The following is a 15,707-nucleotide window of genomic DNA, read 5'->3' on the forward strand; positions in this document are numbered from 1 at the left end:
TTTATTTAGTGTACTGGTTGGGATTTGGAGGTAATGATGATAAAATCTTCTGTCATCAAATTAATCAATGCTTCATCAACAGTAGGTAAACCATACTTATCCTTTACAGTAAATACCATTTCATTAAGGCTAGTCTCCCATTCATTATTGTCATAAAACAGATAATATTTCCCATCGCGTTTCTTGTTTAAGGAAGCCATATAATACCCTACATCAGAACCTTTTTTCATTAAACGCACCTCGATAAACTGTACATTTTCCGGACTTTTTAAATCCATCGAAATCGTGTAAGACAAGCTATCCACCTTTACAATTTGATAATCAAAAGTATGAGGCTCTTGAGCGTATACCTTACTCATAGCAAAAAGGCAAATACCTATAATTAGTACAGAAAAAATGATCTTATTCATGATAGTATGCTTTTATGTCTTTATATAAGTTTAGATTTTTATTAAGGTTGTACTGTTATGTGAATTCCGGTTTTTGGTGATTCAACTTCTTCACTCAAACTCGAATCTTCTGGTGTAACCGGAGTTGTATTATTTTTTATATAGGCATCACGTTCCACAAACGTATCCCCGGGTCCAGTAGGGTTGTCCCTGGAAATATAGGGCATATCACACATTTCAAAGTTTTGCTCTAGCCAAAGACCTTGCTCATTTTGAACGTATACAGGTTCTACAGGTAATCCATTAGAATCATAGGTCAAATCTGCATTGTAATTTCCTTGTGCATCACATTTACTGGGTACATCCAGCTGGATATCCCATTCCATTGCCTGTATCCATCTGGAATATTCAGCATAAGTAAGTGATCTTCGCATATCCCATATGGAAGGCGATGAAGTATATTCATATTTCTCAAGAGTTCCCGTTGCAGAAATATTAGTGACAATAGCACTCTCCCCGGAGTCCACCACATCACCAGTTAATGGATCAATTTCCTTTAGAGTCTGTGTTTCTCTATTAGATCTACCCGATACTATCGGTCCACTAACCCCATAATCTATATACGAGGTATTAAAGTCATTACTGGCTTCAGGACTGCTCCCAAACTCATACGGGGATTTGGTAATCAATCGGCAAGGTTCATCCACGCAGCTATAGGTAGTGATGGCTGTTTGCGCTTTACATTGTTCGACCATTTGATCCACCATAAGCTCAATGTCGGCTTCTGGTATGATATTATCGTTCGGATCAATCTTACATTCTCCAATCACATAGCAGCGCTCTTCAAAAGCTTTGATTATTTGTTGCCTGAATTCGTTTCGCCGCTGTTCACATTTTTGTATTCCTTCCTGTTGCATATGGTAAGCATCGTTTTCAATAATGCTCACCCCATTAGTTTGGGTATCTCCGTTGATATCCGTTAATTCTACAACTCCTCCTTCACTTTGAAGGTTTGCAAAGGATTTGTTGGAAACATAAGTGGTAATCAAACTTTCTGATAAATACGGAAGATCTATAAAAGTATCTAAAGGAAGATCTAAGTTTGTATATCGCAATTCAAAATCACTTGAATTATCAGCGATAGAATCATACTCCTTACCAAAATCAGGATTATGGACATAGGCAGTTGCTTCATAATAATTCCCACAAGTAACCGGAACCCCTTCTGGTTCGGATGTCTCCTGATAATTTTTGATCATTTCATAAAACGTATACCGCTGATCACAACTCCATGATTCTCGAGTATAAGGACAGCTTATATATCCCAAGCCACAGAAGTTACAAGGCACAGGCTCTTCCACTGTACCACCTGCACAAGGGACTTTTTCTCCCGTTTGTGGATCAATACAAATATTTGGGTCCCTAAAACACGTTTCCCCTTCCAAATCGGGAAAAGTTCCGGCTATATAATGATAATATTTAAATGCATATACCGGATCCTGTAAATTGGGAAAGACTTCTTTGATGATTCCGGTTTCTTCAGGCTCTCCTTCTCCCGGAGGCTGTATATATTCTTGTCCCTGTGTTATCGGATCTAGGGTAAAATATGCCCAATCTGAGCCAATACTTCCATCTACTAATCGTTCTTTGTTATATTCCCCATTCGAAACATCCCCGTCAAAATCAGCTGTAAACTCAGTAAAATTATTTGTTGGATTATTTGTATCCACGATATCTGCAAATACATATCCTGTACAGTTTAAAAAGGCATTGACCATATTATTGGAAAACTTTTCCACTTCATCTTTAATATCGGGCGATGTACCTATGCTTTTCTTTCTTACTTTTCTTCTCAGCTTTCTTTTTGATATCCACCGAACAATAAAGTTTTTAATATTATCATCAAAATGGTCATCATGTATATCTTCATTGTTAACATCCTGATCATCCACATTACTGGATATATTTGTACTCTGATCAAAATCTGCTTCATATGCCTCCACACATATTTTATTTACCATTTCGATAACAATAGGTTCCCAACACTTAGCCAGTTCCTCCATGGAATACTGAGCTCCTTCCAAATAAACCGGACTCTCGTCAATATCACAGATGTGGTATCCATCCTCTGGAGCTGGATTATTTATCGAACCGATATCGGGGGTAGAACGTTCACCAGAACCATCAAACCTATTTTTACAACCATTCTGCCCATAGCTATCGGTAGCCATATGATAGATCATCTGATTAAATAATCCTGGTTCATGCCATCCACGCATATGACTATAAAATGTGGCCTTTGCCTCTTCCATATCATAATCAGGATTGGCACTGCTTTGACACTCGTATAACATCGAAATAGCATATCCCTCAAAATCTATGGGATAGGCATTCTTGTTTTGAAAAGTCACATTGCCTTGTGAGTCTTGTGTATATTGTAAATTACTACTTTCGTCTGTTAAAAAATTCGGATTTGGATTTATCGCATTTGAAGCAGGATTGTAATAATTTATGGCATTGTTCAATTGACCGGCAGCCGTAGCATCATTCTTATAGGCTTCAAGTGCTTCCGGACTCGGCTTTCTAAAAGGAGGAGTAAAGACAACCGGCACATTAAAACTACAACAAGGAGTGGTAAATTGCACCTCTATCGGTTTAATATTTCCAAGATTGCTTACGGTAGCATAATCAATGGACTGTATGTCTCCCTGTTCATCAAAATAAAGAATGTTGATTCCATACTGGTCTTCCCTTCCAACATAATAATCTAAAAATTCATCAGGCGCTTCTGCATCCAAAGGATCCTTTTTCTTAAATACTGTAGAAATTCCGGAACAATCCGTACAATCAAATTCCAATACTCCATCATTGGCAGCCAATTGCTGATTGTATACTTTTTGCCCGTAGTAGAAAAGGTCATTATACAGGTACTGCATTTCCTCCTCACAATCCACTTCTTTTAGTGCCGATACCAGCCAATTAAAATACGGCTCTATAAGTCTGCGGATATTATCCTCTGAAGAAACCAATTCAGCAGTCACCGAATTACTAGGTTTTAAGGTTTTTTGAACATAATATGAACCTTCCGGTAAGGTAATCTCTCCAAAATCGATATGAATACTTTTATCTCCGGGGTTATTTAGGTATTGCGCTATACTAGGCTTACTGAAGTTTTTAACAACAGTACCTGTAGCAACATCAAAAACATCAATTATAAGCTCATAATCCAAATCGATTTCTAAATTATGACATAATCCTTCCAACACAGGTTTAGCTATCACGTAATCGATATTTATACTTGTCGAATCCTGTAGAATGGTTAATCTTTTTGATGACTTAAACCCTCCGTCTATCTTTATATTATTAGTAACTTGATCTGTCTTTTCGGCAACCACGGCATTCGAGTTTACTTTGTCCAAAACATCTTCATCATCACTAAAGGTAAGACCCGTTGCTATGGTTTGCCCTTCTTTTGTTATAAAAGCCACTGAAGAGGTATTGTTTGGATCAATGGTGATTACCTTTGCCACATCCTGATGATTGGGGGCCTCGTCCCCAAATAGGGCTATCAACTCCTCGGCCGTAGGGGTATCATACAGGGTTCTCACCGTTCTCCCTTGCCTATTGCCCTGATCGCCTATCATATGGGCTTTGCCTACCCCAGATTGCTCAACGACCCTATCGGTACCATCATTACTAAAAATAACACGGGTATAGGGATATCCTTCAGCACCCGGAACACGTCTATCAGCGTTTGCGCCCGAATAATAAGAAAAGGCTCCTGTTGCATCGATTATGGCAGGTTGCCTGTAATTTGATTCCTGATCAAAATGCTTCGCCCGGTATAGTTCGGCATTGGTAGTCACAAAACTATTTTTGTATTTGTTAATCTTTTCGCCCTCCACCGGTACGGGAAGCGTGGTTAAGGTTGGTCTTCCTGAATTATCCAAAACCGTTTGAGAAACAATTTTATAATCCTTGGAGGGAAAATAACGTTGGGTCTGTTTTACCTGGTTTAAGGTAGTTGCATAAGTTACCTGTTCGCTTATTTTATTCCCTTCGGTAAATACCCTACTGTATTGGTAGTTGGTTTGGTCATCAGGATCAGTAAAAAAGAATATGTCATTATTCGAATCCTCAGCAGCTTGATCAATAACATAACTATCCGTGGTATAGATCGAAGTATTCCATAGCCCCCAGTTTTTAGAGTTCCCTATTCCGTTTTCATAGAAAGTACCTATTGGCCTTACCCGCCATATATAATACCCTTGTCCTTCCCCTATGGTAATGTCGATTTCAGTAGCCGAGCTTTCGGTCTGAAAAGTAAGTGCCTTTGACCAGTCAATATTTGTTTTTATCTCATGTTCATCAGTAACATACTGGGCATCTTTATTGTAAAGTCTTAATAGTTGAAATTCATAATTAGGTGCCTGACAGGTATCATCCCAATCAAAATGTACGACCTTATCTGTTTCTGAAATTGTATAATTCAAATTACTAATAGTATTCGAATCTACTTTTAATTTATAATCCAGCTCATTATACAACCCGATGCGAACTCTATTTATAATATCAGTATTGGCATTCAATTCCGTAACGCTATTGATAGTTGCCAAAACCGAGGTTACTGAATTCCCGTCATAGCTCAGTCCTGTACTGGGATTAGCAGCATCGATATATTGGTCTAGATTAAGATATATCACCCCTTCAGGTTTATCATTGGTTAAGACCACTTCAAAACTCACAGTAGGTTCTGTCCCTGAAACTGTTCTAACGGTCAGATCAACATTTGCGGTGATCGTAAACTCCAGACCACTACTCTGGTCCCCCAATTCATAATCTTCTCCAAGGTCTAACCGAAGCCAAACATTTCCTTTTGCTACTTCAAAAGAGGTAGTACATGGAGTTATAAAATTCAAGGATCCTGAGGTTGTATTTCCCGTTGTCGGCACCCCGATTGGGGTACTGTTGGTATATTTACCCATGGATTGTCCGTTTAATTGCTGTGCAAAGAGAACTCCTGCAAAGAACAAGGCACAGGTGATAATCTTTATTTTTATATGTTCTTTCATGTGTATATTTTTTATTTGTTTTTCAACAGTCACATGGAACACCCAAATTCATGCTTATTTGTGCTAAAGGAAATTTTATCATGGGGTGTTTCATAACTATAATATCTTATCTATTATCAATTATCTGAAATCCTTTATATTTTTCACGTAGTTTATCATTAGAGAAAACTATTTCTCTTGGACTATTAACTTTTATGGATGAATCCAAATCAACTTCATTATAAGTAACCTCTTGGGTTAATATTTGGCTTTTTTGATTGTATTGATTACTTACTTTTATGACAGCTTTTTTTATGAAATCATATACAACCTCTTGTTTTATTAAGTTGGTAGTTTTAGTCATTTCTTCACTGGGTATAATGGAAATTTCTACTTTATTCTCCATTGAGGTACAACGAACTTCTTTGGCTGATTCTAATATTTTCCGTTGTACTTCCAATAACCGCAAATAATTATTTCCTGATTCAAAGATCTTTGGGTCTGCACTGTTCCAGTATATCCTGTGATCCTTTGGTATCACCACAAGTACCATCTCTTTATCTCCCGAAATAAGCATATCTTCACTCTTGATATAAAATCGATCTGATTTTTTAGCTACCTCAGTCTGTGACCTACTGGCTGCTATCTTAAGGTTAGGATTATAGCTTGTTTCTATACTATATTTCATATAGCTAGCTTTATCGGGGTTACTTAATTTCCATGTTTCTTCCATGGACTGTATGTAATCCTTTAAAATTTTGTCACATTGTTCCTTGTTTGAATACGATTGTGCTGCCATAACACTTGAGATGAGCAGCACCGTTATCAATTTAAGTAGTCTATAAGTTTTCACGGTTTTGTTTTGGGGTATTGTATTGTGTTTCAGTTATTACTTTTAATCCACGTTCTGTCTCAATTAATTTTCTAATTAATTGTCCCTCATTATTGTATTGATAGTACAATCCAAAATGTTGATCGTCAAAGAGGGTTAATAACCGTAATGATTTGACATCATAGACAAAACAAGTCGATTGGGATTCCTTAGGGTTAAATTTGATGTCGTCGATATAAATATCTCCCAAACTTGCGTAATTAAGTTGTGCAGTTACTGCTTGGTCGATATCCATTGAAATTGGGGCCACAAATACCCTATAAAGAGACCATTCGCCTGTAATGGCCACACGTTCAGGCCTGTATTCGTCCCCGTTTACGGTCAAAACAGCATCTTGCAGTTCATCTTGAGATTTTATCCAGAACTTTAACCACCCTCCTTTTTCCGATAAGGTTTCTTTGGCGGTCACATTATTTAGCAGGTTGTCATTATTATTTAATTTTTTAGAGTAATTTCCAGAATGTGCTATTCCATATATAATATCAGGTGAACCCGAATCTGGGTCATACTTATCTTCAAAATGCTCAAAATAAATTTCACTGTATTGAGCATTTTTGCTCACCATAACCGGTTGGGTAAAACCATATCCGTATTTGGATGCACTATATATACCCAATACATCCCTTTCTTCCAACGGGTTCCCATTGGGAGAGTATTTAGTGACCTCGTTCAATGCTACCCATTTATCTTCCTGCTGTTGCTGCCCGTAGTTAAAGGGAACGAAAGATTTTAAAATTCCCCCTTCATAAATTTTCCCCTGCTCTGTATTCCTATCAGAAGATTCCGACACGTCGTCTTTATATACATAACTTTGATGTGCCCGCCATATATTTTGCAATTCGGCCTGAGAAGTCCCGGAATCATAGACGGTATGGATATTTTCATCCATCCATTTCGTCACATTGGCAAGTGTACTATAGGTCGTGGCATTTGCTGAAATAATTCTATTTTCTTTAATAGACCAAGTATCATCAGCATTGATAAAGTTGGCTCCTTCGCCATAACTTATGATATTTCCAGAACTTGCCAATAACTGATTGGTGTTGGCCATATTTTCTGATTTTCTACCCATTGCATTGTAGTTCCAATGGGCCGGAACGTTTAAACTATAGATAGATCCATTGTGAACTTCTTCAGAATTATATAATGGGATACCGTGATAGGCATCGTAGGTTTTGGTCAGTACAGATCTGCCGGTAGCATAATCAAATCCAAGGTTTTCAGAGGTGGACGCTATATTATCGCTATAGGAAACTATTTTTTTCTGAATTGCCGGATAGGTGATTACTTTACTTACCGCAATTTTGTTAAGACGTTGATCACTATAGCTAAAACCTAACCATCCGGATGCAAAAATAGGTGGGGGAAAAATTAAACCAACACTTACATCTATTTCAAAATTAAAATCAAGATTTTGATTCTTAATTTGATACTTCTCCATGGAAACATCCATCTCTTTTCCGGGAACATCCCATGTTATTGTTCCGTCTTCTTTTAACAATCTTATTTTTTCTCCAGGTTCGTAATAATAATAATCCTGACCCGATGAAATATAGCTGCTCAATCCTTCTTGGTAACTTCCTCCATAGGTTCGAACTGATTTTGGTTGTCCATGCATATTATTAAGAATAAACCGAAATCCCTGTGAAGCCCAGGACTTATCTAAACTGTATTGAAAATTCGGTGAAGGTATGTTGAGTTTATCATCAAAGCTATTCTCTTGTAAATTAGAATACTCAACACCTTTTACAGGTCCTGCCTCTCCTATGTCAAACTTTGAGTCACTACCTGTACCATTTTGAGAATAATCATATAATTTATCAAAAGGATAGTCCCTACAGGTGTAATATTCATATATAGAATGTCCTGATCCAGTTTTCCCAGTGTGTATGTTTTCTACTACGACTCTGGAGTGAGATACCGAAGGCGCCGGTAATAAAGATTCTCCTATAGGTCCTTCTGACTGTTCGCGATCCTTGCCCACAATTAAACGGTTTAACCAAGATTGATCCTTTTTTGGTAAGAATCCAACCAAAGGGTTTTCCTCTCGCATAGTATTAGGCTCATTGGTAGCAACCCCACTACTTCGACCGTCTTCCAATACATAATTGTAATTTTGCCCATAAATTGCAGCGTCACCCGTCTCAATTCCTTTGTCATACATAAGTAAACGTTTAACACGGATTCCTCCCCCACGTTTAGCCTTGTTCATTGGAATTTTTAAATAGGATAATTCTGGATTTAATGTTTTACAAACCTCCATCTTCTTGGGGAACTTTGAATTCACAACCATACCAGAAACGGTTGTCATCCCATTAAGTGTAAACTGTCCAATTTTAAGCGCATCTCCAACATTATCTACTAACGGCTTATCGCATTCCACCAATTCTAAAACATCTTCTTCATATTGTCTCTCTAGTTTACTTTCACAACCAGCTGTATATTTACCCCATCGTTGTGTGGTATAAAAATCATAGCATGCTTGTCTTGGAGTTAATCTATAGCCCTCGTCTTCAATAGGTTCATCGTAGATTCCAACACCCACTAAATTTTTCCCGTCAGATGCACCGTCCAATTCTATAGATATCTCTCCTGCTTCTGTATCTAGGAAGATATCTTTTACTTTAGCATAACCACTTATGTATTCAGACTTACAATTTTCTATACCAGAATAATTGCCTTCCAAAGCATATAAAAGCTTAAAATAAATTCTATTTTTAATTATTTCTTCCGTGGTATCAGCATCAGTATCCCCTAGAAAATAAACACGGAGTTTATCATAAAGCTTCTGAATTGCTACCGCATCCTCCGATGTATTATAACCAATGTCTGATAAATCAAGTGTATACCTTGGCGATTCATAACCATCAACAAAATCTTTGAGTTTAACCAAAGCCATTACATCCCTATCTTGTACATAATTGTAATCTTTATTTTCATACTGAACGAGTATCTGACCACCAGATGGCAATGTGATTTGCTTTAATTGCCATGCGGCCGGATCATAAGCTCCAGCAGCTATATCTCCTTGATATGGCCATGATCTCAAATTTAAATGTCTTGATTTTCCGTCAAACTGATTGTATCCCCAGGCATCCAGCAGATAAGGACCGTAATTAGGGTTTTGTACATTTACTGAATAGGTTGAACTTAAATCAAAAAAATCTGTAAGTGCTGGGTTCTCATCAATAAGATAATTGGGAAAATCATTTTTATCCTTATATCTGTAATCGAATTTATAGGAACTAATTCTTGCATTATATACGCCTTCAAATTCCGACCATACTTTGCGAAGTGTTAATTTACCGGAGTTTGGTAATTGTGCATTAGCCGGAAATTTCCCGTTTAAATTATTGGGCGTATTGCCCACCAAAGTATAATCATATTGAAAATTTGTAATCTGCAAAGGAGCCTCAGGTTGATCCTTTGCAAAAAGCACCACTCTTTCTAAATACTCTAGCTTTGATAATTCATCCTTAGCTGACGGGTCATCTGCACTGGGATCCCCTGATGTCGTTAAACTTCCTGCTGCCAGTCCATCCAATCGATCAACATTTGATCCGTTTAAGAAGGTATATTTCGGGTCTCCAGAAGTAACATCAAAACGTTCCGGTGTGCTTTTATTGGTCACAAAATAAGCTATATGTGTTTTAGTCTCAACCTTTTTTAAGTAGAATACTTCTTTTTCACCGCTACTCACATAGCCCAGATCATCTTTTACATCTGAGATACTGTTTTTTTGATACAATAATCCATTATAGGGTATTCTCCATCGGTACCAATTGGAATTCCCCATATCATTACTATTTCCATATTTTTTATAATATTCAAAAGAAGTCCAACCCCCAAAATCCATAGCGTCCGGTCCATTATTACCTACATCAATATAATCTGAAGTCGTTATTGATTTTAATAACGAAGTAACGGTATAAGGCTCTTTTTTAATATCTCCTAATACTACATTATGAAGACAAGCATCTACATCAAATTGATCATTTAAATAAAGTTTCTTAAAGGCCAAATAATTTGACTCAATTTGATCATTTTCATTAACATCAATTGAAATATTCGTTGCATTTTTTACTTGGGTATCCAAATCATAGTGATAAGAAAGACCTGCTTCATTAACGATATTAAACCCTTCAGATTCTTTCTCAATAAAAGAGCTTGTGGTCACTTTTTCTTTATCCAAATTTTGGATTTCTGAGGAACTTAAACTAGGAAAAACACTGGTTACACCAGGGAAATTAGGTTCTGCCTTTAACAAGGCTTTGGAAAGTTGATTGGTTCCATACAATACTTCACCTCCCAGATCACCAAAAAACCGATACATAGAAGTATCATCACTATCAAAAGAAAAACTTTCATTATTGGTATTCCCATCACGGTTCCAATCTCGCATTTTAGAGGTATTATTACCAAAAGCAAGATTGACCCCAATTCCTAAATTGCCACCAAACATAAACTCTATTCCCAATCCATATGTTCTTATTTTGTTTTCATCACCATCTATTCTTTCGGGATGATAAAAACCTGAACTGGGTCGGTAAGCTCTAAAGCCTCCGGAGAGTCCCTCTCCTGTTAGCGAATACATATCAGGAGTAGAAAAAGGAATTCCAATAAAATAATCTCTTCTATCAAAGGGTTGGGCTTTTTCAGTGAAATAATCACTCCTATAACTTCCAATTCCCGAAGGAGTATTTAGATACCCATAAGCAGAAATTGTTTCCTTTGCTTTGGTTCGGTTCACACTAAAAGAACCTTCCAAACCACCTTCTATTCCTACTGGTGCTACAGATGGATTTGTTTGTGCTCCAAAGCTCACATTAAAGTTATAACCTTTTACCTTTGAAAGATTGACAGGTCTTCCCAGATCACTATACATAGGTAAATTATATATCGAATTTGCGGCAGTGGCTCTTGCCGATGACTTTAAACTTCTTTTAACTCTATTTTCATCCTCATTCTTCTTATTAAGCCTAATAAAATTCTTATCCTTCTTCTCTTCCTGTGCTAAATCTACTTTATCAAAAAAAGCGAATGGATTAATTGCAGCACTAAATGTAATTCCTGTAGCAGAGCGATTCATAGAGAGACTTCCAAAACCCTTTGACAATCTTAATGTATTTGTTCTACTTAAACCAATATAATTATTGAATCGCACATGCTTCCCTACCCCTAAAGGACTTTGACTATTATATTTCGGGTTCTCTGGCGTTGATTCTTTTGACTGACTAAAAACTTCAAGGTTTAACTTCTCGGATCCGCTCATAGTCCAGTTCGGCCTTGTTTTATTATAATAATCAATTGGAGTGTTATTGTACTCATCTGGAATTCCTCTAACATTTTTATTGATTGCTCCAGGGTTTAAAGTCCAACCATGTCCAACCCAGGAAGCATCTTCTTCAGAGGTCGTTCCACTATGATATGACAACGACATGGCATAACCTCCACCATCAGGCCCTGGAATTTGAATAACAGGTAAGTTATAAGCAAAACTTCCAGAAAATGGATCAACCAGATTAGTAGTTGCTACCGGTTCAAAACTTGAAAACTCAGGAGAATTTGGCCCTGAAGTCAAGGCATAAAGAGAGCCTATAGAGGGAAATAATATTCCTAAAAGTATATCGGCCATAAAACTATAGACGATCAAATTGATATGTTTCCTTAATACTTTCATGATGTTCGATTGGAAAATTTAATGGTTGGTAGGGACTGGATCTTATCCTTATCAAAAAGAAAATGACTTATTCCTGTATCAAAAAAAGGATCTCGATATATAATATCCATCTTCTGGATTTCTTGATCCGTTTTTTTTGGGAATACGATATACAAAGTATTCTTAGCCTGTATTTCATAAGTGTTTTCAAAACTGCTCAAGACTGGTAATACTTTTAAGGAATCATTTAATTGCATTTCCAATGCACTTTTTAAATCGAAATTCAGCTGTCTCACTCTTTGATTATATCCCGAATAAGAATCCACATCATAAGTAAGCATAGAAGTATGCCCGTCTTCATGATTCAATGAGAATAAAAAAGATGTTGATTGATTAAACTCTTTTAGATATTTATCATACATCGTTTTATCCTCACCATCTTTCTTCATTTCCATATAAGCCAAATACTCCGGTGGTAAATACTGCATTGTAAGCGTGAAACCATTCCCTTTAGCCTTTTTTATATATCCGTGATCAGTATTGCTGACCCAAGCAACTAATTCAGTCTCATTTTCAATAGAACTCCCACATGAAAACATACATAATCCACATACTATTAGTAATATAATAGCCCTTGCTTTAAATCCCATTTCGATATTCTTTATTTAGTTTTTCAATAACATCCTCTGTAAGATCAACAGGAGTAGATGAATAGACGACATTTCCATTCCCGGTAGCTCCTAATATTACATCATAGCCTTCATTTTGACCATAACGGGTTATAAAGTCATTAACTTTATTATACACGCTATTAATGATTTCTGCTTCCCTATCTTTTGAATGCTCTTCAATCTGAGCACCTAATTTTAATAAAGTCACTTTCATACCTTCCACTTCCTTCTCTTTTTTAACTAGAGCATCTCCTTTAAGGGAAGTAGAAAGTAAATCCAATTCAGCTTTTTTGGATTCATATAACTCTTTTTGTATCTCGAAAGACTCTTTGTATTGTTCAATTTTAGCTTCATACATATCTCTGGCTTCGACAAAGCCACTGTACTTTTGTAGTACTATATCTGATTGAACAATACCAATTTTTGGTGTTGCATGATAGAACTGCATGGTTAATAGAATTGTTAATATGCATGCTGAAAAAAGCATATACCCTATTAACCATATATTTTTTTTATTAAAACTCATCTTATAATATTATTTAATTAAAAACTGTCCGTTAAGTTGTGCATTTTATTTGGCTAACACTAAAGAGCATAACCCCTGCGAAGCCTTTCTTCCTACCCCATTCAAAACCATGATCCGATAGACTCTGATTAATAAATATTTCATATAATGTAATAAAAAGCATATTTTACTTACTTTTTAAAGAAATTAATCTTGCATAAAATTTCATATACTATATATATAAACATTATTATGAAAGAAATAAATAGTTAAATTATTAATAATTTATATAAATAATTATCGTAAATACACGAAGAGTTTTAACCCAATATAATGCACGTCATAGATTGATGTGAGATATATTAGATTATAAATCGAATATTATTTTAATTTTTATTAAGGAAGTGGAATAGAATGAAATATTTCAAGTGTAAGTATAAAATTGGCATTTTCATAATTGTAGGTTTTATGGTTTAATATTGATTTAGGAATTTCAAAAAAAGTGAATTTACCGCAAATAGGTTTTATATCATATGTTAATAATATGTTAATACTTTAAGAATATTATCATTAATTATAGATTATAATACCATAACATGCTTAAAACCAGTAATGTAATTATTTTCTATATGAAAGCCATATATAATAAAATTTATATTTAATTTTACATAAATGTACATTAATAAATATCTTCTTTAGTTAATTTATCTTTTGTTAAGGGGCCAAATCCAAAATTCAATGAAAGCATTGAAATTAAAGTCTCTCCAATAGTAATATCTTCAAAACGACTTCCCAGACTATAGGATAGTACAACCTGCTTAGTAAGATAGTAATTAAAAGATCCTATATATTGAAAATCAGAATCACTCTCCTTTCTATACAAATGGTTACCCTGATTATCATTACCGGCCATTATTTCCTTTTGACTGCTTCTTCCTACCATTTCAAAATCAATTGAAAACTTTTTAAATATTCCTCCAACAGAAAGACCGTAATCAAAATTATTTTCAAATACTTCTTCTAAAGGAAAAAACTTAGAATAATAATCAGTGTTATACCATTGATATCTTAAAACACCAGATATATTTAAAAAATCAAGTTCATTTTTAAATCTATAATTAGGTGATATCCAAATGGCTTGTTTTGGCACATAAGAACGGTTAAATTCATTTCTTGGAAAATTAATTAAATTAGCATATGCTATATCTAAAGACAAACCATACCTATTCTTGATATAATCTTCAAATTCGATATATAGATTCTCATTACTAATTTGACTCTCTACGATATTGAGAAACTCTTGATAAAACTCCATATCCTCAGCTATATAACTTAATTTAGATGAATCCACATAAATGTCCTCCATAATAACATTGATTTGTTCTATACTCAATGAAGTTTTAGAAGTTATTTTTGCTTTTATTATTGATTTACTAGCTTCCCAAAAATTTAAAAAAGAGATCTCTGATAAGTTTGGTAATAATTGTGCCCCAATAGAAGCACTAATATCTAAATCCCTTCGGATTTCAGATAAGGCATCATTTATTTCCATACGATCCGCATTATTAGAAAAATAAAATGTTGTACGATATCCGATTCCTAATCCATTTGATTTTGTACTATCACCTAAAAAAAAGTTTTGGGTTAAAGCCACCGATATTGATGAATTTCTAACAAGTTGGTCCCATACATTAGTAGGATACAAATATTCATTAATAGAGATACCATGATCTGTAGCCCAGTACGGCATAAATTCCAATGCAAAATCACTTGGGATAATAGATGTTTCTTCCCCATAAAAATTAGAATATAATGCTGTTTCTAATGCTTCATATGATTTCGGGCTCAAAATAGCGGCTGGTTGCATACCTATAATCTCTGAGGCTGGAAATGTAGGAGATTGTACCTGATTTAATTTTTCTTGTGCAATTAAAATCTGTCCCACACTTGCAAATACAACGACATAAAGAATGGAAAACCTCATAAGAAAGGAAATTTTATACATAAAACTACGTATGGCCTCTTCTCTTCAGACTTTGGATTAAAATGCTCTGTTAAAATTTGATCATTACACTTATACTGAATGCGTATATCTTCTTCCTTTGGCACTAAATTCACAATACGAGAAAAACAAAAGGTAGTTTCTGACCTTAGATCTTTTCCTTTCCCAATAAAGACAGTTCCGGCATCTTCAATTTGCTGATCGTTATCTCCTGGTACATTGATAGCTGTATAGATAATGTTTCCATCCGATATTAATTCAACGCTAAAATAAACGTCTGTTTCATCGGCAACAGGAAACTGCAAGTCTTTATAACTATATAGTTTAGACATAAGTAGTTTAGCTTGGTTCATATAATTTAGGATTGGCAATATAAGAATCATTGAACTTACAGATAAAGGGGAAAAACCCCCTTTTCGTTAAAGTTGATCTTCAATAATCATTTAAATTATTTATTATCTGATATAAGAGTGTATTGTTGAATTCATCAAATAAAGTTGAATAGAAAGTTAAGAGAATAAGGTCTTCGACATATTTC

The 15,707-nt window shown here is 35.2% G+C and carries 8 protein-coding genes; all 8 read right to left on the reverse strand.

The annotated features are described in order from the left end of the window. Positions 1-5 precede the first annotated feature (5 nt). The gene (locus JM658_RS12015) at positions 6-410 is read right to left on the reverse strand and encodes a hypothetical protein (protein ID WP_236959514.1); all 405 of its coding nucleotides are present in this window, start codon (positions 408-410) and stop codon (positions 6-8) included. A 41-nt stretch (positions 411-451) separates the two neighbouring features. Further along, a complete protein-coding gene (locus tag JM658_RS12020) occupies positions 452-5,341 on the reverse strand; it encodes a hypothetical protein (protein ID WP_236959515.1) in 4,890 nt (1,629 codons plus the stop codon). A gap of 226 nt (positions 5,342-5,567) precedes the next feature. Further along, a complete protein-coding gene (locus JM658_RS12025; RefSeq protein WP_236959516.1) occupies positions 5,568-6,239 on the reverse strand; it encodes a hypothetical protein in 672 nt (223 codons plus the stop codon). A gap of 40 nt (positions 6,240-6,279) precedes the next feature. Continuing rightward, complete coding sequence (locus tag JM658_RS12030; protein WP_236959517.1) at positions 6,280-12,012, reverse strand: hypothetical protein; 5,733 nt, start codon at positions 12,010-12,012, stop codon at positions 6,280-6,282. Next, entirely contained in the window at positions 12,009-12,641 is a 633-nt protein-coding gene (locus JM658_RS12035) for a hypothetical protein (protein ID WP_236959518.1), read from the reverse strand. Before JM658_RS12035 ends, JM658_RS12030 begins: the two co-directional genes overlap by 4 nt. Then, positions 12,631-13,110, reverse strand: a complete 480-nt coding sequence (locus tag JM658_RS12040; RefSeq protein WP_236959519.1) for an OmpH family outer membrane protein — start codon at positions 13,108-13,110, stop codon at positions 12,631-12,633. Before JM658_RS12040 ends, JM658_RS12035 begins: the two co-directional genes overlap by 11 nt. Before the next feature lie 736 nt (positions 13,111-13,846). Then, a complete protein-coding gene (locus tag JM658_RS12045; protein ID WP_236959520.1) occupies positions 13,847-15,151 on the reverse strand; it encodes a hypothetical protein in 1,305 nt (434 codons plus the stop codon). Next, complete coding sequence (locus JM658_RS12050; protein ID WP_236959521.1) at positions 15,148-15,501, reverse strand: hypothetical protein; 354 nt, start codon at positions 15,499-15,501, stop codon at positions 15,148-15,150. Before JM658_RS12050 ends, JM658_RS12045 begins: the two co-directional genes overlap by 4 nt. Positions 15,502-15,707 lie beyond the last annotated feature (206 nt).

Origin of the sequence: Joostella atrarenae (assembly GCF_021764745.1) — a bacterium.
GTDB lineage: Bacteria > Bacteroidota > Bacteroidia > Flavobacteriales > Flavobacteriaceae > Galbibacter > Galbibacter atrarenae.

What these genes read in the sequence shown, in the direction of transcription:
- JM658_RS12015 (WP_236959514.1), bottom strand. Translation starts at nt 410, where the DNA reads ATGAATAAGATCATTTTTTCTGTACTAATTATAGGTATTTGCCTTTTT.
- JM658_RS12025 (WP_236959516.1), bottom strand. Translation starts at nt 6,239, where the DNA reads ATGGCAGCACAATCGTATTCAAACAAGGAACAATGTGACAAAATTTTA.
- JM658_RS12030 (WP_236959517.1), bottom strand. Translation starts at nt 12,012, where the DNA reads ATGAAAGTATTAAGGAAACATATCAATTTGATCGTCTATAGTTTTATG.
- JM658_RS12035 (WP_236959518.1), bottom strand. Translation starts at nt 12,641, where the DNA reads ATGGGATTTAAAGCAAGGGCTATTATATTACTAATAGTATGTGGATTA.
- JM658_RS12040 (WP_236959519.1), bottom strand. Translation starts at nt 13,110, where the DNA reads ATGCAGTTCTATCATGCAACACCAAAAATTGGTATTGTTCAATCAGAT.
- JM658_RS12045 (WP_236959520.1), bottom strand. Translation starts at nt 15,151, where the DNA reads ATGAGGTTTTCCATTCTTTATGTCGTTGTATTTGCAAGTGTGGGACAG.
- JM658_RS12050 (WP_236959521.1), bottom strand. Translation starts at nt 15,501, where the DNA reads ATGTCTAAACTATATAGTTATAAAGACTTGCAGTTTCCTGTTGCCGAT.